27 protein-coding genes and 1 pseudogene are annotated in these 23,926 nt (G+C 60.4%); 11 read left to right on the top strand and 17 right to left on the bottom strand.

Translation table 11 applies throughout. The features are described 5' to 3' along the window. Positions 1–36 precede the first annotated feature (36 nt). Both NG895_RS01560 and NG895_RS01555 read right to left on the bottom strand, forming a co-directional pair. The gene (locus tag NG895_RS01560) at positions 37–540 is read right to left on the bottom strand and encodes a TadE/TadG family type IV pilus assembly protein (RefSeq protein WP_252850681.1); all 504 of its coding nucleotides are present in this window, start codon (positions 538–540) and stop codon (positions 37–39) included. A gap of 29 nt (positions 541–569) precedes the next feature. After that, positions 570–1,052: a TadE/TadG family type IV pilus assembly protein gene (locus NG895_RS01555; RefSeq protein ID WP_252850680.1), complete on the bottom strand. Its 483-nt coding sequence runs from the start codon at positions 1,050–1,052 to the stop codon at positions 570–572. A gap of 745 nt (positions 1,053–1,797) precedes the next feature. Here NG895_RS01555 and NG895_RS01550 point away from each other — a divergent pair. From NG895_RS01550 to NG895_RS01535, 4 genes are all read left to right on the top strand, one after another. Further along, positions 1,798–3,351: a hypothetical protein gene (locus tag NG895_RS01550; RefSeq protein ID WP_252850679.1), complete on the top strand. Its 1,554-nt coding sequence runs from the start codon at positions 1,798–1,800 to the stop codon at positions 3,349–3,351. A 231-nt stretch (positions 3,352–3,582) separates the two neighbouring features. Beyond that, a complete protein-coding gene (locus NG895_RS01545; RefSeq protein ID WP_252850678.1) occupies positions 3,583–4,578 on the top strand; it encodes a DUF481 domain-containing protein in 996 nt (331 codons plus the stop codon). Positions 4,579–4,622: 44 nt separating this feature from the next. Then, positions 4,623–5,180: a YiiD C-terminal domain-containing protein gene (locus tag NG895_RS01540; protein ID WP_252850677.1), complete on the top strand. Its 558-nt coding sequence runs from the start codon at positions 4,623–4,625 to the stop codon at positions 5,178–5,180. Between the two features lie 229 nt (positions 5,181–5,409). Beyond that, positions 5,410–5,844 (top strand): Hsp20/alpha crystallin family protein, encoded by a 435-nt coding sequence (locus tag NG895_RS01535; RefSeq protein WP_252850676.1) that lies wholly within the window; start codon positions 5,410–5,412, stop codon positions 5,842–5,844. Between the two features lie 64 nt (positions 5,845–5,908). Here NG895_RS01535 and crcB read toward each other — a convergent pair whose 3' ends face one another. Next, on the bottom strand, positions 5,909–6,313 hold the full coding sequence (crcB, locus tag NG895_RS01530; protein ID WP_252850675.1) for a fluoride efflux transporter CrcB: 405 nt from the start codon (positions 6,311–6,313) through the stop codon (positions 5,909–5,911). 222 nt (positions 6,314–6,535) lie between these two features. On the opposite strand from crcB, the gene NG895_RS01525 reads away from it, so the two are divergent. Next, positions 6,536–9,124 carry a hypothetical protein gene (locus NG895_RS01525; protein WP_252850674.1) on the top strand — a complete coding sequence of 863 codons (2,589 nt, stop codon included), beginning with the start codon at positions 6,536–6,538 and terminating at the stop codon, positions 9,122–9,124. Between the two features lie 33 nt (positions 9,125–9,157). On the opposite strand, the gene NG895_RS01520 is transcribed toward NG895_RS01525, so the two are convergent. Beyond that, positions 9,158–10,165, bottom strand: a complete 1,008-nt coding sequence (locus tag NG895_RS01520) for an arabinan endo-1,5-alpha-L-arabinosidase (RefSeq protein ID WP_252850673.1) — start codon at positions 10,163–10,165, stop codon at positions 9,158–9,160. 43 nt (positions 10,166–10,208) lie between these two features. Further along, entirely contained in the window at positions 10,209–10,970 is a 762-nt protein-coding gene (locus NG895_RS01515) for a hypothetical protein (RefSeq protein ID WP_252850672.1), read from the bottom strand. 92 nt (positions 10,971–11,062) lie between these two features. On the opposite strand from NG895_RS01515, the pseudogene NG895_RS01510 reads away from it, so the two are divergent. The 5 genes and pseudogenes from NG895_RS01510 to NG895_RS01490 all read left to right on the top strand — a co-directional run. Continuing rightward, positions 11,063–11,326: pseudogene (locus tag NG895_RS01510) on the top strand (type II secretion system protein); the annotation flags it as partial. Beyond that, the gene (locus tag NG895_RS30510) at positions 11,303–11,758 is read left to right on the top strand and encodes an H-X9-DG-CTERM domain-containing protein (RefSeq protein WP_341871427.1); all 456 of its coding nucleotides are present in this window, start codon (positions 11,303–11,305) and stop codon (positions 11,756–11,758) included. The pseudogene NG895_RS01510 and the gene NG895_RS30510, both read left to right, overlap by 24 nt. A 111-nt stretch (positions 11,759–11,869) precedes the next feature. Then, the gene (locus tag NG895_RS01500; protein ID WP_252850671.1) at positions 11,870–12,487 is read left to right on the top strand and encodes a hypothetical protein; all 618 of its coding nucleotides are present in this window, start codon (positions 11,870–11,872) and stop codon (positions 12,485–12,487) included. An 82-nt stretch (positions 12,488–12,569) separates the two neighbouring features. Beyond that, the gene (locus NG895_RS01495) at positions 12,570–13,460 is read left to right on the top strand and encodes a hypothetical protein (RefSeq protein WP_252850670.1); all 891 of its coding nucleotides are present in this window, start codon (positions 12,570–12,572) and stop codon (positions 13,458–13,460) included. Positions 13,461–13,635: 175 nt separating this feature from the next. Continuing rightward, positions 13,636–14,070, top strand: a complete 435-nt coding sequence (locus NG895_RS01490; protein WP_252850669.1) for a hypothetical protein — start codon at positions 13,636–13,638, stop codon at positions 14,068–14,070. Positions 14,071–14,239: 169 nt separating this feature from the next. On the opposite strand, the gene NG895_RS01485 is transcribed toward NG895_RS01490, so the two are convergent. The 10 genes from NG895_RS01485 to tadA all read right to left on the bottom strand — a co-directional run bounded on the left by NG895_RS01485 (position 14,240) and on the right by tadA (position 21,146). Continuing rightward, on the bottom strand, positions 14,240–15,385 hold the full coding sequence (locus NG895_RS01485) for a hypothetical protein (protein ID WP_252850668.1): 1,146 nt from the start codon (positions 15,383–15,385) through the stop codon (positions 14,240–14,242). A 54-nt stretch (positions 15,386–15,439) separates the two neighbouring features. Next, on the bottom strand, positions 15,440–16,003 hold the full coding sequence (locus tag NG895_RS01480; RefSeq protein WP_252850667.1) for a permease prefix domain 1-containing protein: 564 nt from the start codon (positions 16,001–16,003) through the stop codon (positions 15,440–15,442). A 2-nt stretch (positions 16,004–16,005) separates the two neighbouring features. Beyond that, on the bottom strand, positions 16,006–16,362 hold the full coding sequence (locus NG895_RS01475) for a PadR family transcriptional regulator (protein ID WP_252850666.1): 357 nt from the start codon (positions 16,360–16,362) through the stop codon (positions 16,006–16,008). Positions 16,363–16,579: 217 nt separating this feature from the next. Further along, positions 16,580–17,314, bottom strand: coding sequence for a bL17 family ribosomal protein (locus NG895_RS01470; RefSeq protein WP_252850665.1), 735 nt, complete (start codon positions 17,312–17,314; stop codon positions 16,580–16,582). 39 nt (positions 17,315–17,353) lie between these two features. After that, positions 17,354–18,346: a DNA-directed RNA polymerase subunit alpha gene (locus NG895_RS01465; protein WP_252850664.1), complete on the bottom strand. Its 993-nt coding sequence runs from the start codon at positions 18,344–18,346 to the stop codon at positions 17,354–17,356. A gap of 88 nt (positions 18,347–18,434) precedes the next feature. Next, positions 18,435–19,064 (bottom strand): 30S ribosomal protein S4, encoded by a 630-nt coding sequence (gene rpsD / locus NG895_RS01460; RefSeq protein WP_252850663.1) that lies wholly within the window; start codon positions 19,062–19,064, stop codon positions 18,435–18,437. 157 nt (positions 19,065–19,221) lie between these two features. Further along, on the bottom strand, positions 19,222–19,611 hold the full coding sequence (gene rpsK, locus NG895_RS01455; RefSeq protein WP_252850662.1) for a 30S ribosomal protein S11: 390 nt from the start codon (positions 19,609–19,611) through the stop codon (positions 19,222–19,224). A 53-nt stretch (positions 19,612–19,664) separates the two neighbouring features. After that, on the bottom strand, positions 19,665–20,036 hold the full coding sequence (gene rpsM / locus NG895_RS01450; protein ID WP_425267192.1) for a 30S ribosomal protein S13: 372 nt from the start codon (positions 20,034–20,036) through the stop codon (positions 19,665–19,667). Between the two features lie 153 nt (positions 20,037–20,189). Next, the gene (rpmJ, locus tag NG895_RS01445; RefSeq protein ID WP_252850660.1) at positions 20,190–20,303 is read right to left on the bottom strand and encodes a 50S ribosomal protein L36; all 114 of its coding nucleotides are present in this window, start codon (positions 20,301–20,303) and stop codon (positions 20,190–20,192) included. A gap of 360 nt (positions 20,304–20,663) precedes the next feature. Continuing rightward, complete coding sequence (gene tadA / locus NG895_RS01440; protein WP_252850832.1) at positions 20,664–21,146, bottom strand: tRNA adenosine(34) deaminase TadA; 483 nt, start codon at positions 21,144–21,146, stop codon at positions 20,664–20,666. 141 nt (positions 21,147–21,287) lie between these two features. Here tadA and NG895_RS01435 point away from each other — a divergent pair, with 141 nt between their 5' ends. Beyond that, complete coding sequence (locus tag NG895_RS01435; protein ID WP_252850659.1) at positions 21,288–21,698, top strand: VanZ family protein; 411 nt, start codon at positions 21,288–21,290, stop codon at positions 21,696–21,698. Here the strand turns inward: NG895_RS01435 and NG895_RS01430 are convergent. Beyond that, positions 21,689–22,666 (bottom strand): UDP-glucuronic acid decarboxylase family protein, encoded by a 978-nt coding sequence (locus tag NG895_RS01430; protein ID WP_252850831.1) that lies wholly within the window; start codon positions 22,664–22,666, stop codon positions 21,689–21,691. The genes NG895_RS01435 and NG895_RS01430 overlap by 10 nt on opposite strands. Before the next feature lie 154 nt (positions 22,667–22,820). Continuing rightward, the gene (locus tag NG895_RS01425; protein WP_252850658.1) at positions 22,821–23,906 is read right to left on the bottom strand and encodes a hypothetical protein; all 1,086 of its coding nucleotides are present in this window, start codon (positions 23,904–23,906) and stop codon (positions 22,821–22,823) included. Positions 23,907–23,926 lie beyond the last annotated feature (20 nt).

Below are 23,926 nucleotides of genomic sequence, written 5' to 3'. Positions count from 1 at the left end.
AAGGGACGTGCGAAGCAGGGAGGGATACTAACTTGGTTAATCGGAAAGCGTAGCGCGGCCATTGCGGAACACTACCACCGCATCCAGCGTGTAATCGCTGTTGCTGGCAACTGGTGTGAAACTGACAGCCGAATAGTCGACCGAAACGTGGACTTCGAACAGTTTTAGATCGTTGGCGGGATCGTCGATGTTGAACTCCTGCGATGGATCCTCGTGATCCTTCACCTCGACGAAAACCGAATCGCGATCCAGGCCATTCGAAGCCAGGAAATTTTTGATGTCCTCCGAAAGCTTCTCGTTGCCAGTCATGCCGGTTTCGGGCATGCCGTCGCGGTCCATCGAGGCGAAGCGGGCTCCCTCGCGGGCGGCGGTCGACAGCAGATTCTGCGCTTCGAATGCCCGATTTAGCGCCACCATGGCAAACATCACACCGATCAGCACCGGAGCCACCACGGCAAACTCAACGGCTACCGCTCCACGTCTCTGGACAAGTAGGGTTCCAACCGATCGATCGGCGACACTTCTGATGTTGCGGCACATGGGGGCAATACGTTGCTTGAGGAAGGGGGTTACTCGTGACGAATGAAGGCTTGTCCCTGGAGCACCACGTTGCTCATGAACGGCATCGGCACCAGGGCCACGTCGTTGTAGGCAACGCGAGCGCGAACCAGAAATAGTTGTCGAGGATCGGCGTCGGCCACTTCGATGTCGGGCAGCGCCTCGATCTGTTGTCCGTTGGCGGGAACCGAAGATCCTTGGTCGTACACTTGCGCGTTCTTCACCATGACCTCGGCCAGTTCTGCATTGATGGCCCCGTCCAGGATGTCCCGGACGTACTGCTCGACGTCGGACGTGGAGCGACCTTCGGTCGATCCCATTCGTGCGCCTGCTCGAGTGGCGCTGCGGAGTACGTTGTTCACCATCAAGGCGTGCCCGAACTCAACCAGCGAGAGTACGAACAGCAGGAAGATGGGAAGCACAAAGGCCGTTTCGACAATGGTCGTACCTTGCGTACGACGACGGTCGGTTGGCTTGCGGCTGAATAGTCGCATGGCACTGAGGGACTCGCCACACCGCGGCGACGGTGCGACCTGTGAGTCGCGATTTGGGGTGAAAAGGGTAGGTGATGAGTGAGACAAGTCTCGTCGAGGGTGCCCCCTTGGGGCCAAACCACTCGAGCGAACGACTCGGCTATCTAAACCCTAGGTTGAATGGCGGGAAAGCGCAACGGCGAACCGCATGTTTTCAGCAGAAACAGTTTGTACCCAATTTGCGGGCCGGATCCCTCATCCAGAGAGGAGGGTCTTCCCGCAATAGTAGAAGACACCTGACGGCACATCGACCAGTGTGATTCCCCGATCTACGGCGCAACCCAAACGATGGTAGGGGTTTAGTGGATTCCGCACCCATTGGCGCTAACTCGGTCAGGTTGGATGGAAGAGGATCACCATTGAATTGCCCCAGTCTTCGCCGAGCCCCCAGCCGAAAAACTTTGCCGAAATTGTCAGGCGGAGGCTTCCAAACCCCTAAAACGAGTACTATTCTATCCGGGAGCAAGGGCCAGGTAGGGCCCGCCAATAAACGAGAAAACAAGCGTTTTTCCAGGGCATGGCTCCGCCCTGGCTGGATTTTGTTGAGGGGGAATCATTCGGTAACCCGCCGAAGTGGAAGACTCTTCCCCAACTTTCCCACTCTTCCAAGGGTTGGTCTCGCGTGTGTTGGAAAACCGAGCGCGACGAAGCGGACGGGAACAGCGGGAGTTAAAACTTTTACATCCGTGGGATGGGAGGAACTTGTATGTTGCGTTATTTTGCGATGGTTGCAGTGGCGATGCTGCTCACCGTCGGATCGGCTCAGGCCGACTGTGGCTGCGGAGCGCCAGTAAGCTCCGATTGTGGTTGTGGCTCTGCCACTGTGGCGGACGATTGTGGTTGTGGCCCGACGATGGTAACCAAAACCATCTACGTCCCCACCTACGAGACCGTGATGAAGACGGTCACCTCGACCGAGTACACCAATGAAGAGCGGACCCGCACTTACACGGTGTACAAGCGCGTTCCTCGCACCGAGGAAAAGACCCAGACTTACACCGTCCAGGTCCCTCAGACGCGCACTAAGACGGTTGAGTACACCGTAATGAAGCCTGTGCAGGAAACCAAGACCGCGGAATACACCGTGATGGTTCCCTACACTGAAGAGAAGACCGTGAACTACACGGTGATGGTGCCAGTTCAAGAAGAGAAGACTCAGACCTACACCGTCCAGGTTCCTTACACCGAAGAAGTTGAGCAGACTTACACCGTTCAGGTGCCCGTCTACGAGGATAAGGAAGTTCAGTACACGGTGATGGTCCCCACCTACGAGGAAAAGACTCAGACCTACACCGTGCAAGTTCCTTACACGGAACAGATCGAGCAGACCTACACGGTGCAGGTTCCTTACACTGAGGAAATGACCGGTACGCGGACCGTTACCAAGCGCGTCCCCGTTCAGAGCACTCGTACCGTTACCGTCAACACCGGCCACTGGGAAACCCAGATGGTTGAGGTGCCCTGCGGATGCGGCTGTGGCTGCGGTTGTGCCTCGGGTTGCGACGACTGCGGTTGTGCTCCTTGCACTCGCACCGTCTGCAAACGTTGCTGGGTTCCCGGTTGCGAAACCCGCGAGGTTCCTTGCACCACTTACCAGTGCGTGACGGAAGAAGTGCCCTACACCTACACCGTTACCAAGTGCAAGACCGAAGAGCGGACTCGCACCTGCACGGTCACCAAGTGTCGTCCCGAAGAGCGGACCCGCACTTACAAGGTCTGCAAGATGGTTCCCGAGACCCGCACCAAGACCGTGAAGGTCTGCAAGATGACCACCGAGGAGCGGACTCGCACCTGCACCGTCCGCAAGTGCCGTACCGAAGAGCGTACTCGCACCTACATGGTCACCAAGTGCGTTCCCGAGACCCGCACCAAGACCGTGACGGTCAACAAGTGCCGCCCCGAGACTCGCACCCGCGAGTACACGGTCACCAAGTGCGTGCCCGAGACGATGACCAAGGAAGTGAACTACACGGTTTGCGTCCCTGAAGAGCGGACCCGCACTTACACGGTCACTACTTACGACTGCGTACCTGAAGAGAAGACCTCGACCTACACGGTCTGCGTCCCTCACCAGGTCACCAAGGAAGTGCCCGTGAAGGTCTGCAAGATGGTTGCTCAAGAAGTGACCGTGCCTTGCGAGACGGGCTGTGGTTGCGACAGCGGCTGTGCTAGCAGCTGCGGTTGCGAAAGCTACAGCTGCTGCCGCGCTCGCCGTGGCTGCTTCGGCCGTCTGTTCCACCGTGGTGGCTGCTGCAACTGAGCTATCGCTAGCTGCAACAGATTGAAGTAACCCTAGCGGGCCGACTTCCTTTGGAGGTCGGCCCGCTTTTTGTTTAGGTAGTGCTAGCACCCACTCGAAGTGTTCCTGCCAGCACGCTAGCCAGAAGCTGCGACTCAACTTGTCCGAGCTGGTGTGGTTTGCTAGAACCCACGAGTTTTCCAGCCTCTGTCTTACGCCTTAGGGTTTCGGCCATTGTGGGCCAATTTGCTCATGCCTGTGTTGTACAACAGTGCGATTCTTTCACTCGTATTGGCGGTAGCCATGGCCGGTGGTGCAGTGGCCAATCCGTACGAAGGATTGTTCGCCCCCCCCTCCCCTACTGGTTCCACGCCCGAGGCTCCCTTGACCGCCGCTTGGAGCTATCCGGAGACTGTGACGCCGTACCCTTCGACCGCCACGCCGGACGAAGCTCCGCTGATGCTGGAATCTCCCACCTTGGCCGAGCCCATCCCGGCGGGTGAGGAAGTGGGCGCCTCCGATCCTGAAGCGGTTGACGTGACCGTGGAGGTGGAAGCAGAACCCCGATGGTACTATCCATCGTATTGGATCCAGTTGCCGGGGTGGGACACCGCCGTGGAACTGGGCATCAATGGCTCGAGTGGCACCAGCGATAGTTTCAGTATTCGCACCGGTGGCTACCTCAAACGGGAGAGCGACTCTCGCAAGGTCGACTTCAACATCTATCTCAATCGCACACAGGCAAATGGCGTCGAGACTCAGAACAACGCGCAGATGAAGTTCCGCCACGATTGGCTGCTGCCCGAGTCGCCATGGACAGTCTATGGTCAGACGCAACTGTACTACGATCGGTTTCAGGCGTTCGACCTGAATATGAACCTCAACGGTGGTCTTGGTTATCGCGTGGTGGATGAAGACTGGCTGAAGCTAACAGGTAGCTTTGGTGCCGGTACGTATCGGGAGTTCGGCGGACCTGACGACGAGTGGGTGCCGGAAGCCCAGTTCGGGTTCGACTACGAGCAGAAGTTATCCGAGACGCAGAAGCTGACCGCCAGCCTCGACTACTACCCGGAATGGGAAGATTTCAGCCAGTACCGCATGCTGACCGAAATCGCCTGGGAAGTGGAACTGGCAACGCCTTCGAATGTGAGCCTGAAGTTTGCGGCGAACAATCGCCACGATAGCGACCCGCAGGGCGCTAATCCCAACAATTTCAACTACTCCGTGTTGCTGCTTTGGAAGCTGTAATCCGCAGTGGCTATCGTTAGCAGAAAACCACCGAGTTCGGTAGAATGGCCACGACCAAGTCCTCCCATTCCGAGACACTTCGCCCTGTGCCCGGTATCACTCCCACACCATCGGAAATCCCCGCCGCTCACCTGGCAGATTTGCAGCAGGTGCTGGATCGCGACATTCCTATGTGCGCCCAGATGGCGATGCAGGTATCCGAACACCTCGACCGCCGCCTGGCGGTCTCGATGCCGCTGGAACTGAATCACAATCATCAGCAGACGGCCTTCGCTGGTAGCCTCAATGCTTTGTGCACCATTGCCGGCTGGGGAACCATGTACTTGCTGCTGCGTCGCCTGGAGACCTCCGGCAACATCGTCATTCGCCGCAGCAGCATTAAATACCACCGGCCTGTGGCCACTAGCCGCGTCACCGCCTGCTGCCTGACAGTCGATCCGCTGGCTGAGCAGCACTTCGCCGAGATGTACGCCGAGAAGGGCCAAGCGAAGCTCGATTTGGCGGTCGAAATCTCGGGCGAAGATCGCCCCGCGGTGACGTTCATGGGCTCCTACGTGGTCACTCGCGAAGACTGCCAAATTGGCGTCTTCGCTATCATCTGATACAGGCCTGGGGGCGGGTTGAAGCTGCCGATTTGGCATCCTCCGGCGTGGCGGCCTAAATGGTTGTTTTCGTAAGTCGTTGTCATTTGGCGACTTGCGATGATGGTGGGGTGTTTGGCATTCCACTTGCTTTCTCTACTGGCATGGTCGTCGGGCCTGCCGACACCACCGCAACCGCCGGTACGCTGGTTCGCCAGTTCTCAATTCTCAGTTAGTGGAGGTAAGTACGATGAAAGCCACTCAAACCAACAACCGTCTTCAAAACATCTTCCCTGTGGCCATGGCCGAGGTCGACTCGCTGGTCGACCAGTTCTTTGGTCCGGTCAGCTCCCGGGGCGCCGCCTGGCGGGCTCCGGCCTCGATCTGGGAAGGCAAGGAGCACCTGCACATGGAGGTCGACGCACCGGGCGTGACGCTGGATGACGTCGATATCACCTTCGACAAGGGCCGCCTATCACTGACTCTCGAGCGCAAGTCGCCGGAGTACGAAGGCACGCTATGGCACAGCGAACGAGGTTACGGCAAGGTAACCCGTACGGTGTCGCTGCCCGAGACGGTCGACCCCGAAACCATCGAGGCGACCTTGAGCAATGGCGTGCTGCGAGTATCCATCGGCAAGCGGCCCGAGCTGCAGCCGAAGCGGATTGAAGTGAAGACGGCGTAACACTAGAAAACGGCGACTTCTATGCCGCGCGGCCGCGCCCCTGTTTGGGGTGCGGTCGCGTTTTTTATTGGACGGACTTCTCAATCATCGAACCGACGTGTCCGCCGAGCCAGCACGCGGCGATGCCCAGCACACAATTGGCGAGCACGTTTGTCGCGGCCGCCAGCGGTCGTCCCAATTCGATCAGTCGCAAGGTGTCGTAGCTAAACGTGGAGAAAGTGGTCAGGGCTCCGAGGAAGCCGATGGTCACCGCCACATGGCTGGTCACGGGCAGCCACTTGCCTTCTACCAGGGCCTCGTGCATCAGCAGGCCAATCAAGAAGCAGCCCAGCAGGTTCGCGATCAGTACGCCATAAGGAAACCTGTCGCCCAGCGTGTGGACGGCGAGTACCGCCACGCCGTAGCGCAGCAGCGCCCCGACGGCGCCGCCGCCGGCAATGGCGAAAATTCGTATCAGGTGAGTATCCACAATCAATTTTCAGGGGGTCAGGTTGCAGCGTTTGTGTCGAGGATCACTCGTCAGTCTTTCTCTAATTCGTGCAGCTTGCCGGATGGCGCTCAATCATATTGCCTAGACCACCGAATTTAAATCCTCAGACGGGATGGTCGGAGTGCTGCTAGCGGTACGTGAGAGTGAATCTGACCTGGATTTAGGGAGCTACGTAGGAATCGACGCAGGAGGCGTCGCGCCATGGTTGGCAATCACACACCAATACGCACCACACACGATCGCTGGATGCTTACGGCATTCGTCATGATCGTGGTTTGGGTTACGATCGACACCTGGCAGCCGGACGCCCCGCGTCGCACCTCAACTCCTCGGCTGGTCGGCCGACCTTCGCACCAACTGGCGCTGGCGAATTCGCTGGCGGCCGACTCCCCCCCGCGTTATCGCTGGATGCAGCTACCAGCGCAACTGTCGGTGCAGCAGGCGAGTGCGAAGGTGCAGCCCACGGTCGATCCGCTGCTGGTCTCGCAGTTTCCCGTGGCGGAAGACCCCCTGGTTCGCCAGTTGCTGAAAGACCCGACGTTCCTGCAGGTCGTGGAAAGCCCGAGCGACCACCTGGCGGCGCGCGAATTGCCGGCCGAGCCAAGGTTCTCGCTCGAGTCGCTCGATCCGTCGCTACGTCCGTGGTTCAGCAAGCTGCAGAGCCTCGATGGTGGGCATCCCGCCTGGTCGCTGCTGGGGCCGCCTCACGTGCAAGGCTGGTACGCCACCTCGCAGTCGGCGTTGCACCAGTGGTTCCGAGCCGGCGATCCGATGCAGCAGGCGATTGCCTCGCAGCGGTACGCCTCGCCCCCCTCGTTGCTGTACGGTCCGATGCTCACCCGCCCAGGTGAACGATTGGCGATGCTACCGCGTTCGCAGACCACGCGCGAACTTGCGGACCGCCAACAGGGGTGGGAAGAGCGGGTGTTGCTGGCGATGCGGCCGCTGTTGGAGTCGAGCTACGACCATGCGGAGCGCGAGCCCATGGTCGCCGACCCGATTTCGCTGGTGGCGATGCTGCGGCAACTGGCAGTGGTGCCTGAGTGCCAGGAGTGGGCGCTCGAGTCGCTGCAGTGGATCGACATGCTGGCTACTGGCGAGTTGCCGGCATGCGTGACCGAGGCGGACGTGATTGATCGCCTGGCCTGCTTATCTGATCAGGCTGGGCGGATGGCCGAGACGACCGACGCCCCAGGGTTGGCGACGCGTCTGCGTCGAACTCGGTACGCGATGTGGCGCCGCATCGCGTTGTGGCATGTGGTAGCCGACCTGAAGACTCCGCCGGTGGGTCGCGTCGCCTTGGCCAATGCCTCGATGGCTCGATACAGTGGGCATGCAGCACCGGTATCGCTCCACACCCCCGTGAAGCTCGACCAATTGCTCAGCGAAGTCGAGCAGTACGAGAGTGCCCCCACCGAGGCCAACGGTCGGGTACTCGCCGTGCGAATGGCCCAGCTTTCGCAATCGGGCAGCGCCGGCAGGCAGCAGCTGGCCGAGACCATGGCCGATCAGTACCGCAACGCCAACGCCCGCATTGCGATTAGCAAGGAACTGGTGAATCGCTTGCTACCGCCATCCGAGCCTCGCACCGAACCGGTGCGAGACCGCATCCTCGGCACTCCCGTCAGCGGCCGGGCGACCACGCAATCGGAGACCAGCGTGACGCTGCTGCCCGATCCGCAGGCCTGGCGGCTAGGGTTGGAGGTCATGGGGCACGCCGACTCGCAGACCATCGCCTTCGAGCGAACCGTTCGTGTGCGAACCAACGGCACCACCAACTTCGCCGCGCGGCAGCAGGTGGTGATCGATCCGCAGGGCCTGCGCTTCGGCCGGGTGGTTTCCGATGCCAACAGCGTAAGCCGTTTCGTCAACGCCCGCAGTAGCTACGATGTGCTGCCCATCATCGGCGGAGTGGTTCGTTCGAAGGCAGCCGGTGCGTTTTCCGAGCGTCGCGGGCGGGCGCAGCGCGAAGTGTCGATGAAGGCCCGCGATCGCGTCGAGCAGGAAATGAGCACCACGGTGCATACGGCGGCCGATCGGGCACTGCGCGAGTGGAAAAGTCGTGTCACCGACCCGCTGGCCGACGGGGGGGTATCGATCGAGCCTGTCGAGATGCGAACCACCGAGCAGCGACTGATTGCCCGCGCTCGCCTGTTGCATGGCACGTCGCTCACGTCGCACTCGCCTCGGCCGCGGGCGCCATCCGACAGCCTGGCCAGTGTGCAACTGCATCAGTCGGCGCTCACCAACCTGGTGGGAGCACTGAACCTGGCGGGTGAGCGACTCACCGCCGAGCAGTTCACCGCGCGGCTGCAGAGGTTCGCCCCCAAGTTGTCGGGCGAAAAGTTGGACGACGACGCCCGCGAAACGGTGATCGAGTTTGCCGACCAGACGCCGGTTACGTTCGAACTGACCGATGGCAAACTGCACCTCGCCTGGCGGGTTCGCGAGCTGGTGGTGCGAGGTCGGTCGATCCGCGACTTTACCGTGCACCTGTACTACACGCCGCAGGCCGATGGGCTGGTCGCGCGGTTCGAGCACAGTGCGGGGCCCTACCTGGAAGGCAGCATGCGGAACTCGCAGCGCATTCGGCTGCAGACCATCTTCGGCAAAGTGTTTCCGGAGGACAGCAATCTGGCGGTGGGGACCAAGTTTGCCGACGACCCGCGGCTCGCCGGGCTGATGATCACCCAGTTGGTGGTGGACGATGGGTGGCTGGCCGTGGCCTTGGGGCCAGCGACACCCAAGCGAACGGCGCAAATTGATCGCTACACCCCGTTGTGGAGGTAACGCAGGCAAACTGCTGCCAAGTGAGCTGTGAAGCTAGGGCGTCGCCACGGGCTCGCCCACCTGGGGCCACCCCGCTTCGGTCCACGTGAGCGGGCGGATCTGCAGGATGCGCTGGGCACGCAAGTTTTCGACGTCGTACGTGTGCAGCACCATCCACTGCCCATCATCGGTGGTCAGCATGCCATTGTGTCCGGGGCCGCGCCAGCGATCGCTGCTTTCGATCACCAGTGTGCCACCCCCTTCGAGCATCGACTTGCCTTCGGCATCCTTAAACTGGCCAGTGGCGTTACGGCTGCGTCCCACACGAATATTGTAGGTGCTGCGGGCCCCATCGCAGCACGCATCCCACGACACAAACAGGTAGTAATAGCCGTCGTGGAAGAGGGCGAACGGCGCTTCGATGGCGTGCGAGCGTGTATCGGGGCGAGCCGCTACCGGAATGATCTCGGCATCGGGCTTTGGTTTGCCTGTCGCAGGGTCGACTTCCACGACTTTCAGGCCCGTCCAGTGCGAGCCCCAATACAACAACCAGCGGCCGTCCTGGTCGACCAGTAGCGCCGGATCGATGGCGTTGAAGTTGGTGGTTTCGGGCGACGACTCAATCACCAGTCCGCGATCTTCCCATTTGTAGTCGGGGCTCTCCGGATCGATGGCTTTGTTCACGGCCAGGCCGATCACCGAGGTCTGGCTGCCCATGGTCGATACGCTGTAGTACAGGTAGTACAATCCGTCGTGATAGCTCAGATCGGGAGCCCAGATGCCGCTGGATCCAGGTATTTCACGTTGAGCCCACTCGGGTACGGCGTCGTCGAACACTCGCCCAACACGGCGCCACTTCTTCAGGTCGGTACTCTTGAGCAGTTGCACTCCCCGGCCGGTAGCGGCCACGTAGTAAGCGGTCTGCCCGGCTTCGTCCACGGCGGCCACGGCGGTTGGGTCGGGTGCGCCTTGCAGCAACGGATTCCGCCGCTGGGCAGACGCCACGGTGGTGAGCAAAGAAAGCAGGATCAACGTATGTGCGGATCGTGAGAAGTAGGACACAATAAAGACTCGTGAAACAGTGCGGGATGAATCTGGCAGAACTTCATTTATACCATGCCGCACGCCACGATGTGGGCTGCAGGTGCGACAATCTGCCGCACTGCGATTGGTGGCAGGCGAGCGTGAAATAGTCGAGAATATGGGATTCTGTACCCAAGTTGCTCACCCGCCTCGCCATGCCCTGGTTGCTTCGCCAACGTCGACCGATTGCCGCACTGTTGCTGGTGGCCTTTGCGGCCGCGGCAACGGGTGTGCCGCTACCGCGGCCGCAGCTCGCCCGGCTGTCGTCTGAGCGTTTTCCCTGCGAAATCTGCGGCTGCGGGTGCAATTCGGCCGATGTCTGTTGGACCAACTGCTGCTGCCACACCATGGCCCAGCGCCTGGAATGAGCTCGCAGCGAAGCAGTGCGACCGCCGGAGGAAGTGCTGCAGTTGGCACTGAGCGAAGGGCACGACGTGCGACCTTGGATCGAGTCGACTCCGCCGGCGGCGGGCTCCTGCTGTGCGTCCCCCGCACCGGCCGCCAAGGCGTCCTGTTGCTGTTGCTGCAAGCCGAACGAGCCTTCGAAAGCGGCCGACAAACAGCGGTGCTCCCCCCTGCCCCGCACGTCAATTTGGCAAGTAGCCGCGTGCCAGGGATCGTTGAAGCTGTGGCTTTCGATCACCGTGGCGCCGTATGCCTGCGAACCTTGTGAAACGAATGCCGCGCCGTGTGAATCGATCGCGGCGACTAACGCACAGCTCGTGCCTCTATTGGGCTTGGCCCCCCCTACCCCACCGCCCAAGTCGGTGACGTGAGTTCTCACTCTCCGTCCGTATTCTCCTAACCGCGCCTCGGTGCGTTCGTGCGTGTGCAATCACTGCGCGGATACTGCCGCTTGGCGCAGGCATTGGCAGCATGCTCACTCGACGTGGCTTTACGCTGGTCGAGCTGTTAGTGGTGTTGGCGATTGTTGGCGTGTTGGTAGCCCTGTTGCTGCCGGCCGTGCAATCGGCGCGCGCTGCAGCTCGTCGTACTCACTGTACGAACAATCTCAAGCAAATCGGCTTAGCGTTTCACTTGTTCTTGGACTTCAACCAAGGCAGGTTTCCCCGCAGCACCCACTCGGCATTCGCCCATCGCGAACTGACTTGGGGCATGCGGATCGCGCCGTACCTCGACCCGACCATCGAGCCCACGATGGGCCCGGTGCCGGAGGGGTTGATGGAGAGCATCTATCGTTGTCCCGAAGACGATCGCGAAGACAAACGATTGTGGAGCTACGGCAAGAACGTGTGGTTTGAACTCAATAGCGCCGAGACCGGCGACGTGGAGGGTGCCGAGCGCGGCCCCACCTACGCGCGGCTGAAGAGCATTCCCAGCACCAGCCGCACTGTGTTGGTGGGCGAGCTCGAATCGGGCTCGACCACCGACCACATCATGGCGCACTTCTGGAAGCTGGGCGGAGCCGTGGAGGTTGCCGCCGATCGCCATCAGGGTGCAAGTAACTATTTGTGGGTGGACGGTCACGTTTCGAACCACCCGTTTGAAGAAACTTTCGACTGGAATCGACGCTTCGACCGCTGGGATCCGGGCACCGCCGCGGAACCATGAGCGATGGAGTTTCGCTTTCCATATTTCATAAGGTCTTGATGAATGACAGTTATTCGATTTTGTGTTGTTGCCGTTGTGCTGACTTGTTGCATCGGCACGACGAGGGGACAGATGCCACCCATGCCCGGCATGACCAATGGCGACGGCAACCCCGCCAACAACGGCATGAAGCACATTTTGGTCTCGCTCGACGGTACCGACCTCGCAGTGCATGTGGCCGAGCCACCTGCCACGCCGGTCACCATGATGTCGGGCATGGGCCACGACTATGCCATGTCGTTCGAGGTGCTCGAGAACCACTACTTCAATGCCCAGTATGGTTGGCTGCAGGAGCTGCCAATCGTTCCGCCGGCTGCGAGTGACGTGTGGATTAAGCGAACCGGTGCCACGATGCCAGGGGGCGCTACGTTCCGGGTTTTTGAAGGTGGCATGGGCATGGATATGGGGTCCTGGACCATGAACCAGATTCACACCGAAGCGGCCGAAGCCTGGAAGTGGGATCGCGATATGCAGCACGATCTGTACGTGGCCGACCTGCCCGGCGAGTACAGCATGAGCTTCGAGGTATACCTGGGCGACGCGACGACCGGCGAGCCGCTGGCTGGTTACGGCTCAGCGACCACGACGCTGTACTTCACCACGCCCGTGCCCGAGCCTTCCTGCGCCGCGTTGGCCGGAGTTGCCGTGTTGGCAGTAGTGGGTTGCCGCTGGCGAAAGTCTCGCGGCTGATCGGCCTGGTGACGGGGACCGCGCGGCAAAGGGCCGCGCGGTCCCTTCTGCTCCGAATGGTTTCTAACTCAGAGTGAGATCCATGATACGTTTTACAATCGCTATCTGTCTGTTGCTGTCCGCACAACGGGCTTCGGCTGCGTACGTGCAGCCAATGATGGGGGGCGGGCAAGTCAGCCAGGGTGAGGCCGGCATGAAGCACGCCGATATTTCGTTCGAAGCCGGTGTGCTCAGCGTCCATGTGGACGATACCATCGCCACGCCCGTGCTACGTCCGCTGGATGCAGGCGACGAGTTCGACCCCGCTGGCACCTGGGGAGCGATTAACCAGCACGCTTATAATTTTCAGTACGGCTGGAACCCCGGTCGCTTCGATGCCTATCCGCCGGCAGGCACCTGGATTTGGATCGAACAACTCGACGCGTCGCCCGAGCTGGAGGTTTATCAGCGTCCCCCGGCCTCGCCGAGCGGCCAAGCGATCTTCGGCACCGATGGCAGCAACCCACGCTGGCGATGGAGTCTGAGCATGACACACAACCTGTACGCGGTCGCCTCGCCGCTGCGAGATGAGTACTTCGCCGAGTACCGCGTGTACATCGGCGATGATACGACAGGCCAACCCGATAGCCGCTTCACGCCTGCCGAAGTAACGTTCTACTTTGAGGCCCTGCCAGAACTCACCGGCGACTACGACGAGAACGGCACCGTCAATGCGGAAGACTACGCGCTATGGCTAGAGCAATTTGGTAGCAGCGTCCTTCTCGGCAGTGGCGCCGATGGCAATCAAGACGGCATCGTCGACCTAGCGGACTATACGTTGTGGCGTAACCACCTGGGGGCGACGTTGGCAGTTCAGTCTGCTGAAGTCCCGGTCACCCCTGTGGAGGTGCCTGAGCCTGACTCCTTCGCCACGGCGGCCAGTTTCATCTTGGCATTATTCGCGTGGTGGCGGACCAGCAAAGGTAGATACTAGATTGTCGCGTCGCCATTCTCTTTCTTGACCTCGGCGTCCACTAGAGCCAACTCGCTACTTCTCTTCCGAATGTTGAACTGCAGGGCGAGTGCGCGATTGGAGTCGTTGCCGATAGTCGCTATACTTCGCACTGCGGTTGACTGTGTTTGCGAAAGTCAAGTGAAAAGGGGATGCAATGAGCGACAGGTATACGCTAGTCAGTGGAAGGCCGTATGTTCACCAAAAGTGCGGCACGACAACCGTCATTAACGAGGGGCATTTTGCTACCCTCTGTAACCCGTTTAACGTTTGCCTGGGTACCATTTGCGCCAATTGTGGGCCTGGATCCCTGAAAGACTTCCACTGGGAGGATACAGGCGAATCCATCTCTGACTACCGCAAGCGATTGCGATGCGAAGCACCTCTGTGGGCCGTGTGGTATTGGCTGTTCGCGCCGATTCTTGGAGCGGCGATTGGTGCTGCTGTGATGGTGAATTTCAAAGCGCCGAATATGACGGTGACATCCGCGGCGATCACAGGAGCGGGAATTGGTGTCTTCCTGATGATCTTCCTTGTCGGTCCCATGATCACAGGACCGATTGTCGGGTCAAGGTTCTACGGCCAGCGTTAACAGCTACCGTCAGAAGTCTCTCGTCGTTCAGCACTTCAAAGCCCAGCCGTCGTCAACGATAGGGCAAAGGTGGCCGAAGCATTGACGCGATTGCGATTTCGCTCCGACCACCTGCATGGTTTTACTACTCAATTCACAGTGTGGATTGCGGTGAGCAAGGTGCTAACGCTTACTCTTGCTGCTCGCCGTAAGTCACCGGGCGATCCGCCAGTTTAACGCGGATCAACCATTGCATGTTGTCGAATCGCTTCGACCAATCGGCCGGGACGATGCGTTCGCCGTTTCGAGCGTCGGTCGAGCCGATCCCCTGAGGGTTGCCGTCCTGGTAGCCCATGTACAGCCCTTTAAATTTGGTGCCGTGCGTGTCGATGCTGACGTAGAACTTCCCTTTCACACGGGTGGGCAGCGTGGGGATCGAGATCCAATGCTTCACCTGCGTGCTAACGCTGTAAGGGAACGTGGTACGGCTGAGGATCTTGCGATTCTCGTCCAGGATGTACACGTCGCCACTCACCGCTTCGCTGTCGTGCTCGCGGCCAAACTGCGAGGCGTAGCATTGCACTTGCCATACGTAGCCCTCGACGTCCTGCGGCGTTTCAAACTCCACGGTGTACAACGCCCCTTGGATGTTCATGTGGTCGTCCGTCGGCCCGTCGTCCTGCCGGAGCGTCAGGCTTCGAGCTTCGCCCACAATCTCTTTGTCCATCTGGATTTCGCGTTCTTGAGCCTGTTCGGCACGCTGCCCTTCGTCGAGTAGCTGTTTGGCTTCGCCTTCGATTTCATTTGTTAAGTAGGCGCGAATCATCCAGTCGCCGTCCACGTTGTTCTCCATTGCGCCCATGTCCATGACGGTGGCAGTGGCTGAGTGGGAGGGGGACGAGTCGGTATCGATGCCGACGTAGACGCCCTTGGTGCGGGTGGGATTGAAGAACGCCGCGACGTGGAAGGGCCCCTCAACTTCCACGGGATCAATCGGTATACGCACCCACTTCTCGTCGCCTCGTTTGAATAGCGAGTAGGGCTTCTTGATTACCTGGCGCTTACTGAAGTCGTCGTTGGCAATCACGATCTCGAAGTCTTCGTTCGGCGCCTGGGCCGCGCCATACCGCGATCCGTGCAGCCGGACCGCGTTGACGTACCACTTCTGATCGTCGGGACACTCAAACCGAACGACGTGCACGCCTCCGGTCATGCTGCGTTTGCTTTCCTGCGAACCGTCGTCGTACTTCAGCAGCTCGGTCTTCTGGGCAAACGTGGGCGCAACCAACAGGGCCGCGAGCGACGCTGCCCATAACGAATGCACAAGCCTCGTCATCGCAATGTCTCCTCTCGAAAGAGATGGTTAGATACGGAGACAGAATGTCTCCAGTTAATGCTCTCCAGGTGGCTCGTCGAGCGCCTGCCAGTCGCACCACGGACGATCGAGCACCCCGGGCGCTGTGCCCCAGTCCTCCGGCACCGTTGGAACCAGCGTCGACGTCAACGACTCGGTGGGCAGGCCCGGATCCCAATGCCAAGATGGAACGGGGGCGCGCTCGTTGGATGGAGATACTTGGGCCGCTTGAAGTTGGTCGATGGTATTCTTCAAGCTCTCAATCTGGCTCTGGTTGGCCTGCTGCACCCTGGCCAGCACTACCGCCTGATACACCACCACTCCGATCAGCAGAGCGAGCAAAGCTGTTTGCAGTCGCCGCAGGGCGAGTCGTGGTCCGAGTGTGATCTTTCTGCACGCGCGGTGGCTCGATTCGAAGTCGCCAAATCGCTCTTGCGCGTCCCGGCGAGCGAGGGCGGGCGCCATGCCGGCGCGAATGTTTTCTTCGGTTCGCATGTCGAGATGGAACTCGAGCTCTTCGCGAATCTCAGCGTCAATCTCAGCGGTTGTTTGTGTCCATACGGCGGGAACGTACTGCCCGAGGGTTTGCACAAGGTCCATGATCAGGCCTCCGGCAGAGATGGATTCATGACGATGGCAATTGCCTCGACGAACCGGTTCCATCGCTGCTTTTCCGTCGTGAGTTGCTTCCGCCCTGCCGCGGTGAGTTGGTAGTACTTCGCCCGGCGGTTCGATTCAGACAGACCCCATTCATGTTCGATCCACCCGCGTCGCTCCATGCGATGCAGCGCCGGGTACAGCGAGCCCTCTTCGACGACCAATGCCTCGTTGCTGGCCTGCTGGATCTGCCGCGCCACGGCGTAGCCGTGCAGCTTGCCAGCGGCGAGGGTCTTGAGGATGAGCATGTCGAGCGTGCCCTGCAGCAGCTCGGCCTTCTTGTTTTGGTTCTTGGCTGGCATTTGATGGGTCTCCAGGGTCTTCCCCTTGTCGTTCTATGGAAGTCTACGCGATGCTCCCCTAGACAGTCAAGGGGAAGGCCGAAGAAAATACGCACCAAAGAGTGTGGCGTGCGACTTAACCGGCGGAATCTCGCTGAAAGCGCAAAAAACGACCCCCTGGAGGCTCGCAGCTTCCAGGGGGGCGAATGGGTCCGTGTTATCTCGAAAGAACCGGGTGTTAGCTCTTTTCTTCCTCGTCGGCCTCGGCGGTTGCCTCTTCGGTCGACTCAGCCGCGGCGGTTTCGTCGGAGGCTTCTTCCTCGGCTGGTGCCTCGGTGGTTGCCTCTTCTTGCGTCTCGTCCTCGGTGTCGTCGAATGTCGGACGCTCGGCCTTCTGGACCACGCGATCGCGAACGCCCACGAACTCTAAGATCGCCCGCGGACCGGCGTCGCCCAAGCGAGGCTGAGCCAGCTTCACGATTCGGGTATAGCCGCCATCGCGACCTTCGAACATCGGAGCGACTTCAGCGAACAGGATGCTCACGGCCAGCTTATCACCAAGCAATTGCAGGCAGCGACGGCGAGCGGCCAGGGCCGGAGCCATGGCCTGATTCCATTTCGACCACGACTCGCTATCACGCCACTTACGCCAGGCATCGGTGCCACGCTCGGCATCCGTTGCATGCTGACGCGCGGCTTCTTCGGCCAGCAGGCCCTTCTTGGCGATAGAGATACACTTCTCCACGTAGGGGCGAACTTCCTTGGCCTTGCTGACCGTGGTGATGATTCGTCCCGGAACGCGGGGCAGCGTGTCGGACATTCCCAGTTGCCGAACCTGCATGTCGAAGTTCTCCGAGTAGGAGACTTCGTCATTGTACTTGGTGAGGATCAGCGCACAGGACAGGCTGCGGAGCAGTGCCCTTTGGTGCTTCGGATTGCGGCCCAACTTGCGGCCACGGCGGCGATGTCGCATGACTCTGGTCTTTACAAATAAAGGTGAGCGATGGGGAGCTTAGACTCCGGCGGTGGTGGGAACACGCATGCCCAGGTGCAGGCCGAGTTCGGTCAGCTTCTCGCGAACCTCGGTCAGGGTGGTCTCGCCGAAGTTGCGAACTTCCAGCAAGGCGTCTTCGCTACGGGTTACCAACTCGCGGACGGTCAGGATGTTTTCGCTTTCCAGGCAGTTGCTCGCCCGCACCGAGAGCTTCAGCTCGGCAATCGGCAGGTTGAGCTTGGCTTCCAGGCCGGGATCGACACCGTCGCTGATGGTGGTGCGGGCCGGCGTGCGGATTTGCGGGCCGAGGCTCGAGTACTGGACGAACGGGTTGAGGTGCTTGCGAAGAATTTTCGCGGCCTCGACCACCGCCATCTCGGGGCCCAACGAACCATCGGTGGTGATCTCGATGGTCAGCTTGTCGTAGTTCGTCTTCTGGCCAACGCGGGTCTCTTCCACTTGGTAGCGAACACGCAGCACGGGGCTGAAAATGGCGTCGATCGGAATGATGCCGATTTCCTGCACGTTGTCGCTGTGCTCGCTGGACGGGACGTAGCCGCGGCCATTCTCGACCACCATCTCCATGACGAACGGTACATCGTCGGTCAGCGTGGCGAGCACGTGATCCTTGTTGACGATCTCCACGGTGTCGTCGGTCAGGATGTCGCCAGCCTTGATCTCGCCGGCGCTGTTGCGTTCGACACGCAACACCTTGGTCGATTCGCTGTGGTTCTTCACGACCAACGACTTGACGTTCAGCACGATGTCGGTGACGTCTTCCAGCACACCTGGAACGGTGGTGAACTCATGCTGGGCGTTGTGGATCTTGATCTGCGTAACGGCACTGCCTTCCAGGCTGGACAGCAGGATGCGTCGCAGGCCATTGCCCACGGTGGTGCCGAAGCCTCGCTCGAACGGTTCGGCAATAAACTTGCCGTAAGTTCCGGTCAGCGACTCCTGCTCGCATTCCACCACACTGGGAAGTTCCAAGCCACGCCAACGAATATGCATCGAATGCCTCCCTCAGAGGAATTGTATGACGAATTTGCGACGCCTTCTGGCACACGTGTGCCCACGGCGACAGCGACCTTCCGATGGATTACCTCGAGCAGAGCTCGACGATCAACTGGGTTTGCACCGGCAGCGAAATATCGTCGGCGCTGGGGATGCGGCCCACAATTCCTTCGGGCACACCCTCAGGATCGACCGACAAGTAATCGGGTACGTCTCGGCCGGAGCCTTCGCCCAAAGCCTGACGCACGCAACCAAGGCTCTTGGCCTTGTTCTTAACGCGGATTACATCGCCCGGTCGAGCCTGGTAGCTGGGGATGGTCACGGTGCGGCCATTGACCGTGATGTGACCATGATGCACGAGCTGACGAGCCTGGGCGCGGCTGAGGCCGAAGCCCAACCGGTGGACTACGTTGTCCAGGCGACGCTCGAGCAGCGTGAGCAGGTTATCGCCCGTGTTGCCCTTGAGCCGTTCGGCCTCGGCAAAGTAGCGGCGGAACTGACGCTCCAGCACGCCGTAGTAGTGTTTGACCTTCTGCTTCTCGCGAAGGTGAATCGCGTAGTCGGTGGGCTTGCCGCGACGGCCTTGCTGCATGCCTGGCGGCGAGTCACGACGCTCGAAGGCGCACTTCGCCGTGTCGCAGCGAGTGCCTTTGAGGAACAACTTCATGCCGTCGCGACGGCAGAGGCGGCAAACGGGTCCGGTATACCTGGCCATACTTAGTTAGCTGTTGAAAGGTAGGTGTTGTGTTGAGAGGCCGCTGGCCAACTAGTGTTTTGTCAAACGCGTGTTTTTGAGTTGCGATCTGGTAGCGGGCCGGAACTCTTTGACAACTGCTGCTTTCGCAATGCAAAAAGTTCGGCTCGACCAGAAATCAAACGCGGCGTTTCTTGCGGGGACGGCAGCCGTTGTGGGGCAGTGGCGTCACGTCCTCGATGCTCTTGACCTTCAGGCCAGCGGCTTCGAGGGCCGTAATGGCGCTCTCGCGTCCGCTGCCGGGGCCGCGAACCTTGACGTCCACGTCACGCATGCCGAACTTCTTGGCCTTGTCGGCCGCTTGTTGGGCAGCACACTGACCGGCGAAGGGCGTGCTCTTGCGGCTGCCCTTGAAACCGCTGGTGCCGGCGCTGGCCCAGCACAGGGTGTCGCCCTTGGTGTCGGTGATGGTGACTGTGGTGTTGTTGAACGTGGCCACAACGTGAGCAATGCCCACGGCCACGTTGCGTTTGACGCGCTTCTTCGACTTGGTACTTTGCTTGGCCATCCGCCAATAATCTCCGTCGCGATAGGTTGCTTACGCAGAATGTATCTGTGCGATTAACGCAGGTCTTTCACGCCCTTCTTGCCGGCCACCGTCTTCTTGGGGCCTTTGCGAGTGCGGGCGTTGGTCTTGGTACGCTGGCCACGCACGGGCAGGCCCCGGCGGTGGCGAATGCCGCGGTAACAGCCGATGTCCCGCAGACGTGAAATGTTCTGGCTGGTCTGACGACGCAACTGACCCTCGGCCGTGTAGTCCTTGTCCAGCAAGGCAGCAATGCGAGCCACTTCGTCCTCGGTCAGGTCCGAAGCACGCGCCTGCGGGTCGAGTCCCGCCTTGTGGCACAACTCGCGGGCCGTGTGGTTGCCCACGCCATACAAATACGTCAGCGAAATCGCCGTGGGGCGGTTGGCCGGAATGTCGACACCCAACAAACGTGGCATGTTTCTTGTCCTGGTCGGCTCTAGTGTTTACGCGGTTCTTACTTTCAAACTTGCAAAAGAAGGCACAGCGGCCTCCTAATGACGAATGCTCGAATGCCGAACATCTCTTGTTTCGTCATCCGGTCATTCGTGCTTCGTCGCTTAACCCTGTCGCTGCTTGTGACGGGGGTTTTCGCACACCACTCGCACCACGCCGCGGCGGCGGACGATTTTGCACTTGTCGCACATACGTTTTACGCTGGCTCGAACTTTCATCGTGCCGTTCCTCCGAAATCCGGATAGCCCGTGGGGCAAAATAGCGGTGGTCGCCATCGCCGAAACCGAGCGGGTCTGCACCGTGAAGAACGAGCGCGGCCCGGGCGTCGAGGTTCCGACGAGGGGAAACGCTTGAATATATGGCGACCGGCTGCCCCCTGCAAGGGTCGCGCGGCACGTTTTTTGCCTTACTGTGACAGTAATGCTGGGGGACTGTGAGATTCAGGTAAATCACAGTGATTAGAGGGTTTTTGGGCCTGCTGCCGGCGTGGCGTGAACCGCTGGCTGGCCGCCGGCCGGGCAAATTGGCCCCTGGGGACACCGGTTATTCGCCGGGCCGCTTGGCAACGCAAGCGGTGGCTATTTCTGTCGCTTTTGGCGGAAGAACTGCCGCAGGATGTCGCCGCATTCCTCGGCCAGCACGCCTCCCACCACTTCCGAGGCATGGTTGAGCCGCGGATCCCGTAGCAAACTGTATAGCGTGTCGACCGCTCCCGCTTTGGGGTCGGCCGCACCGTACACGACCCGTGGGAGCCGGGAATTGACGATCGCCCCCGCACACATCGGGCAGGGCTCCAGCGTCACGTACAGCGTGCAGCCGGCCAGTCGCCAGCTGCCCAGGGCGGCGGCGGCCTGGGTGATGGCGATCATCTCGGCGTGGGCCGTCGGGTCGTGCAGCGCCTCGCGTTGGTTGTAGGCCGCGGCGATCATCGTCCCCTCGTGCACCACGATGGCGCCCACGGGCACTTCGCCCTCGGCCGCGGCCAGTTCCGCCTGTCGCAGGGCCTCGCGCATATGGCGCTGGTGCAGCGGAAAATCTTTGGGTAGTTCTTCGTCGGCCATCTTCGTCCTGGGCGGCGAGTTGGTCATACTGGTGGGTGTCATGGAACCAGACGGTCAGGCTGGCTGAAGTTGCCGCTGCTGGCCATCGAACTTTGCCTTGATTCTAAGCCAGCTCACCTTTCACCGTCAGCCTGCCGCTCGATGGCCCTCCCTTCGGAAAGCGACGATTCAACCCCGTTCAGGCCTGGCGTCTGGCGAGTGGGGCTGCTGGTGGCGTACTGGCTGGTGCTGCTCACGGCGACGCACTGGCCGAAGGAAATCGAGCTGGGGGTGCCAGTCACGTCTTACGACAAGGTGCAGCATCTTGTCGCCTTTGGAACTCTGGCGTGGCTTCTTGCCTGGTGCATGTATGCCAATCAGCGGTTCACGCTCCGCCGAGCCGCGGCGGTGGTGGCCATCGTCGCCCTCTACGGGCTATTCGACGAGGTGACGCAGCCGTGGTTCAACCGAACGTTCGATCCGTTCGATCTGGTAGCCGACGTGATTGGTGCGGCTATCGGACTGGGAGTGTACGCCGTTTGCGAGCGCCGGTGGGGCTGCGATCAGCTGTAGTTGGGCGTGGGAGCGCGGTAATCGCCAAGGTCGATGGATTGGAACCACTCGATCGTTTGCTTCAGTCCTTCGCGCAGCGCCACTTTGGGCTGCCAATCGAGGTGCTTCTTGGCCAGCGTGATGTCAGGTTGCCGCTGCGTGGGGTCGTCGGCTGGCAAAGGTCGTTCGACCATCTTCGATTTCGAACCGGTCAGTTCGATCACCAGTTCCGCCAACTCGCGAATGGTAAACTCGCCGGGATTGCCGATGTTCACGGGGCCCACGAAGTCGTCGGAGCCGTTCATCATGCGAATGATGCCTTCTACTAGATCGTCGCGATAACAGAATGATCGCGTCTGCGATCCATCGCCAAAGATGGTGATGTCCTCGCCATTGATGGCCTGGCGAATGAAGTTCGACACCACCCGGCCGTCGTACGGATGCATCCGCGGACCGTAGGTGTTGAAGATCCGCACCAAGCGAATGTTCACACCATTCATGCGATGGTAGTCCATGAACAAGGTCTCAGCCGCCCGCTTGCCTTCGTCGTAGCACGACCGCAGCCCCACGGTGTTCACCGAACCACGGTAACTTTCGGGCTGGGGGTGCACTTCGGGGTCGCCGTACACCTCGCTGGTCGAAGCCTGCAGCACCTTGGCACGACACCGCTTGGCCATGCCCAGTACGTTGATGGCGCCCATGACCGACGTTTTCATCGTCTTGATGGGGTTGTACTGGTAGTGGCCCGGTGCGGCGGGGCAGGCAAAGTTGTAAATCTCGTCGACCTCCAGAAACAGCGGGTGGGTCACGTCGTGCCGGATGAGCTCGAAGTTCGGCTTGTCGAGCAAGTGGGCGACGTTTGATTTCTGGCTGGTGAAGAAATTGTCGAGGCAAATGACATCGTGCCCCTGATCCACCAGCCGTTCGCACAGGTGCGAGCCCAAGAACCCTGCCCCACCGGTCACCAAAATACGCTGAATCTGAGACATCTGGTCGATACTCCCTCGCTGATCGAATGCGGCCACGGAGTACCGATGATAGTCATCAACCGACAGGTTGGCTATCGGTGCGGAGCGAACCGGGCAAGTTGTTGCCAGCTTGTCGCTCGGGGGGGGCTCCGCTAATCCTTCCGGCAGCGGCACCTCAGTATTGCAGCCGATCAACCAGATCCCGTGTGAAGAAATCATTTTGGTTGCGGGCGTCGAAGCGTGCCCCCAATGCCTTCAGTTTGCTATCGAACCACGCGATCAGCTCGGCCAGGTCGTAGCTACCGGTGGGGCTGAAGGCCGGGAAGGCCGAGGGTAAATGCAGTTTCTTGGTGCGTCGCTTGCCGACAAAGCAGTTGAGCGTCCGTTTGGCGGACACGTAGAACAGGTAACGATTGCGAAGGTAGTAGGTGTCCAATGCCCATGGCAAATGCCGCTCAAGCATCCGCAAGGCTGGCTCTCGGCGCTCGCGGTGCACCAAATAGGCCATTTGCCAGGCAACTTGCTGGAGGAACTTCGGGTTGTTGCGAATCAGGCGATAGCCTTTGCGTTGATACTCGTCGGCCTCCTTGTAGCGTTCCAGCAGGGCCAGCGGTCGCAAGGCGTCGCTGTAAGTGCGGTGCGGAACCTCGGCACACGTTCGCTGTCCCGCAAGGCTTGGCTCGACGGCCTTAACCGCTTTCTCGGGTTCGTCGATCAACGCATAGTATTCGAGTTCGCCATCGGCCTCGCAGGCAATGCAATCGGCCATCGTGTCGCGCGGTACAGCGCGGTAGTTTGCGAATGACTCTTTGGCCAGTTCACGATCGCCGATGCCGGTGGCGAATCCCAGACGAACGTAGTGCACCGGACGCATGTTGTAGCCGCAGCGATCGTAAATCTCGGCCATCTGGCCTTCCAGCCGCTCGACCTGGTCGCGGGTGAGTTGCGGAAAGTTGTCGGCGAAGTGCAGGATGTACTTGAACGACCACAGCACCGAGTGCTGCTGCCGCTGATACCGGATTGGGTCGCTTTCGAACTGAACCAGGCACCACGCAAAGGCGGGCAGGGCCAGTTCGGTGTGGCCGGAGAACACGGCCGAGTGGATAAAGCTGAGGCGAGTGCGAAACATCAGGTCCTGGTCGCGCACCACGTCCGCCAACCTGACCGCTTCTTCCAGCAGCCGCACCTGCACCTCGCCATGCGGCAGGCTCCAGGCCTCGGCCGATAGCTCCTCGATGCGATCCAGATTCGTATCACTCATGGCTGTGGTCCGCGTTTGCG

This window comes from Aeoliella straminimaris (genome assembly GCF_024054565.1).
Taxonomy (GTDB): domain Bacteria; phylum Planctomycetota; class Planctomycetia; order Pirellulales; family Lacipirellulaceae; genus Aeoliella; species Aeoliella straminimaris.
Note: the sequence above shows the minus strand (reverse complement) of the source record. Positions and strands in the feature narration are given on the sequence as shown.

What these genes read in the sequence shown, in the direction of transcription:
- NG895_RS01560 (WP_252850681.1), bottom strand. Translation starts at nt 540, where the DNA reads ATGTGCCGCAACATCAGAAGTGTCGCCGATCGATCGGTTGGAACCCTA.
- NG895_RS01555 (WP_252850680.1), bottom strand. Translation starts at nt 1,052, where the DNA reads ATGCGACTATTCAGCCGCAAGCCAACCGACCGTCGTCGTACGCAAGGT.
- NG895_RS01550 (WP_252850679.1), top strand. Translation starts at nt 1,798, where the DNA reads ATGTTGCGTTATTTTGCGATGGTTGCAGTGGCGATGCTGCTCACCGTC.
- NG895_RS01545 (WP_252850678.1), top strand. Translation starts at nt 3,583, where the DNA reads ATGCCTGTGTTGTACAACAGTGCGATTCTTTCACTCGTATTGGCGGTA.
- NG895_RS01540 (WP_252850677.1), top strand. Translation starts at nt 4,623, where the DNA reads ATGGCCACGACCAAGTCCTCCCATTCCGAGACACTTCGCCCTGTGCCC.
- NG895_RS01535 (WP_252850676.1), top strand. Translation starts at nt 5,410, where the DNA reads ATGAAAGCCACTCAAACCAACAACCGTCTTCAAAACATCTTCCCTGTG.
- NG895_RS01525 (WP_252850674.1), top strand. Translation starts at nt 6,536, where the DNA reads ATGGTTGGCAATCACACACCAATACGCACCACACACGATCGCTGGATG.
- NG895_RS30510 (WP_341871427.1), top strand. Translation starts at nt 11,303, where the DNA reads ATGCGGATCGCGCCGTACCTCGACCCGACCATCGAGCCCACGATGGGC.
- NG895_RS01500 (WP_252850671.1), top strand. Translation starts at nt 11,870, where the DNA reads ATGCCACCCATGCCCGGCATGACCAATGGCGACGGCAACCCCGCCAAC.
- NG895_RS01495 (WP_252850670.1), top strand. Translation starts at nt 12,570, where the DNA reads ATGATACGTTTTACAATCGCTATCTGTCTGTTGCTGTCCGCACAACGG.
- NG895_RS01490 (WP_252850669.1), top strand. Translation starts at nt 13,636, where the DNA reads ATGAGCGACAGGTATACGCTAGTCAGTGGAAGGCCGTATGTTCACCAA.
- NG895_RS01485 (WP_252850668.1), bottom strand. Translation starts at nt 15,385, where the DNA reads ATGACGAGGCTTGTGCATTCGTTATGGGCAGCGTCGCTCGCGGCCCTG.
- NG895_RS01480 (WP_252850667.1), bottom strand. Translation starts at nt 16,003, where the DNA reads ATGGACCTTGTGCAAACCCTCGGGCAGTACGTTCCCGCCGTATGGACA.
- NG895_RS01475 (WP_252850666.1), bottom strand. Translation starts at nt 16,362, where the DNA reads ATGCCAGCCAAGAACCAAAACAAGAAGGCCGAGCTGCTGCAGGGCACG.
- NG895_RS01470 (WP_252850665.1), bottom strand. Translation starts at nt 17,314, where the DNA reads ATGCGACATCGCCGCCGTGGCCGCAAGTTGGGCCGCAATCCGAAGCAC.
- NG895_RS01465 (WP_252850664.1), bottom strand. Translation starts at nt 18,346, where the DNA reads ATGCATATTCGTTGGCGTGGCTTGGAACTTCCCAGTGTGGTGGAATGC.
- rpsD (WP_252850663.1), bottom strand. Translation starts at nt 19,064, where the DNA reads ATGGCCAGGTATACCGGACCCGTTTGCCGCCTCTGCCGTCGCGACGGC.
- rpsK (WP_252850662.1), bottom strand. Translation starts at nt 19,611, where the DNA reads ATGGCCAAGCAAAGTACCAAGTCGAAGAAGCGCGTCAAACGCAACGTG.
- rpmJ (WP_252850660.1), bottom strand. Translation starts at nt 20,303, where the DNA reads ATGAAAGTTCGAGCCAGCGTAAAACGTATGTGCGACAAGTGCAAAATC.
- tadA (WP_252850832.1), bottom strand. Translation starts at nt 21,146, where the DNA reads ATGGCCGACGAAGAACTACCCAAAGATTTTCCGCTGCACCAGCGCCAT.
- NG895_RS01435 (WP_252850659.1), top strand. Translation starts at nt 21,288, where the DNA reads ATGGCCCTCCCTTCGGAAAGCGACGATTCAACCCCGTTCAGGCCTGGC.
- NG895_RS01430 (WP_252850831.1), bottom strand. Translation starts at nt 22,666, where the DNA reads ATGTCTCAGATTCAGCGTATTTTGGTGACCGGTGGGGCAGGGTTCTTG.
- NG895_RS01425 (WP_252850658.1), bottom strand. Translation starts at nt 23,906, where the DNA reads ATGAGTGATACGAATCTGGATCGCATCGAGGAGCTATCGGCCGAGGCC.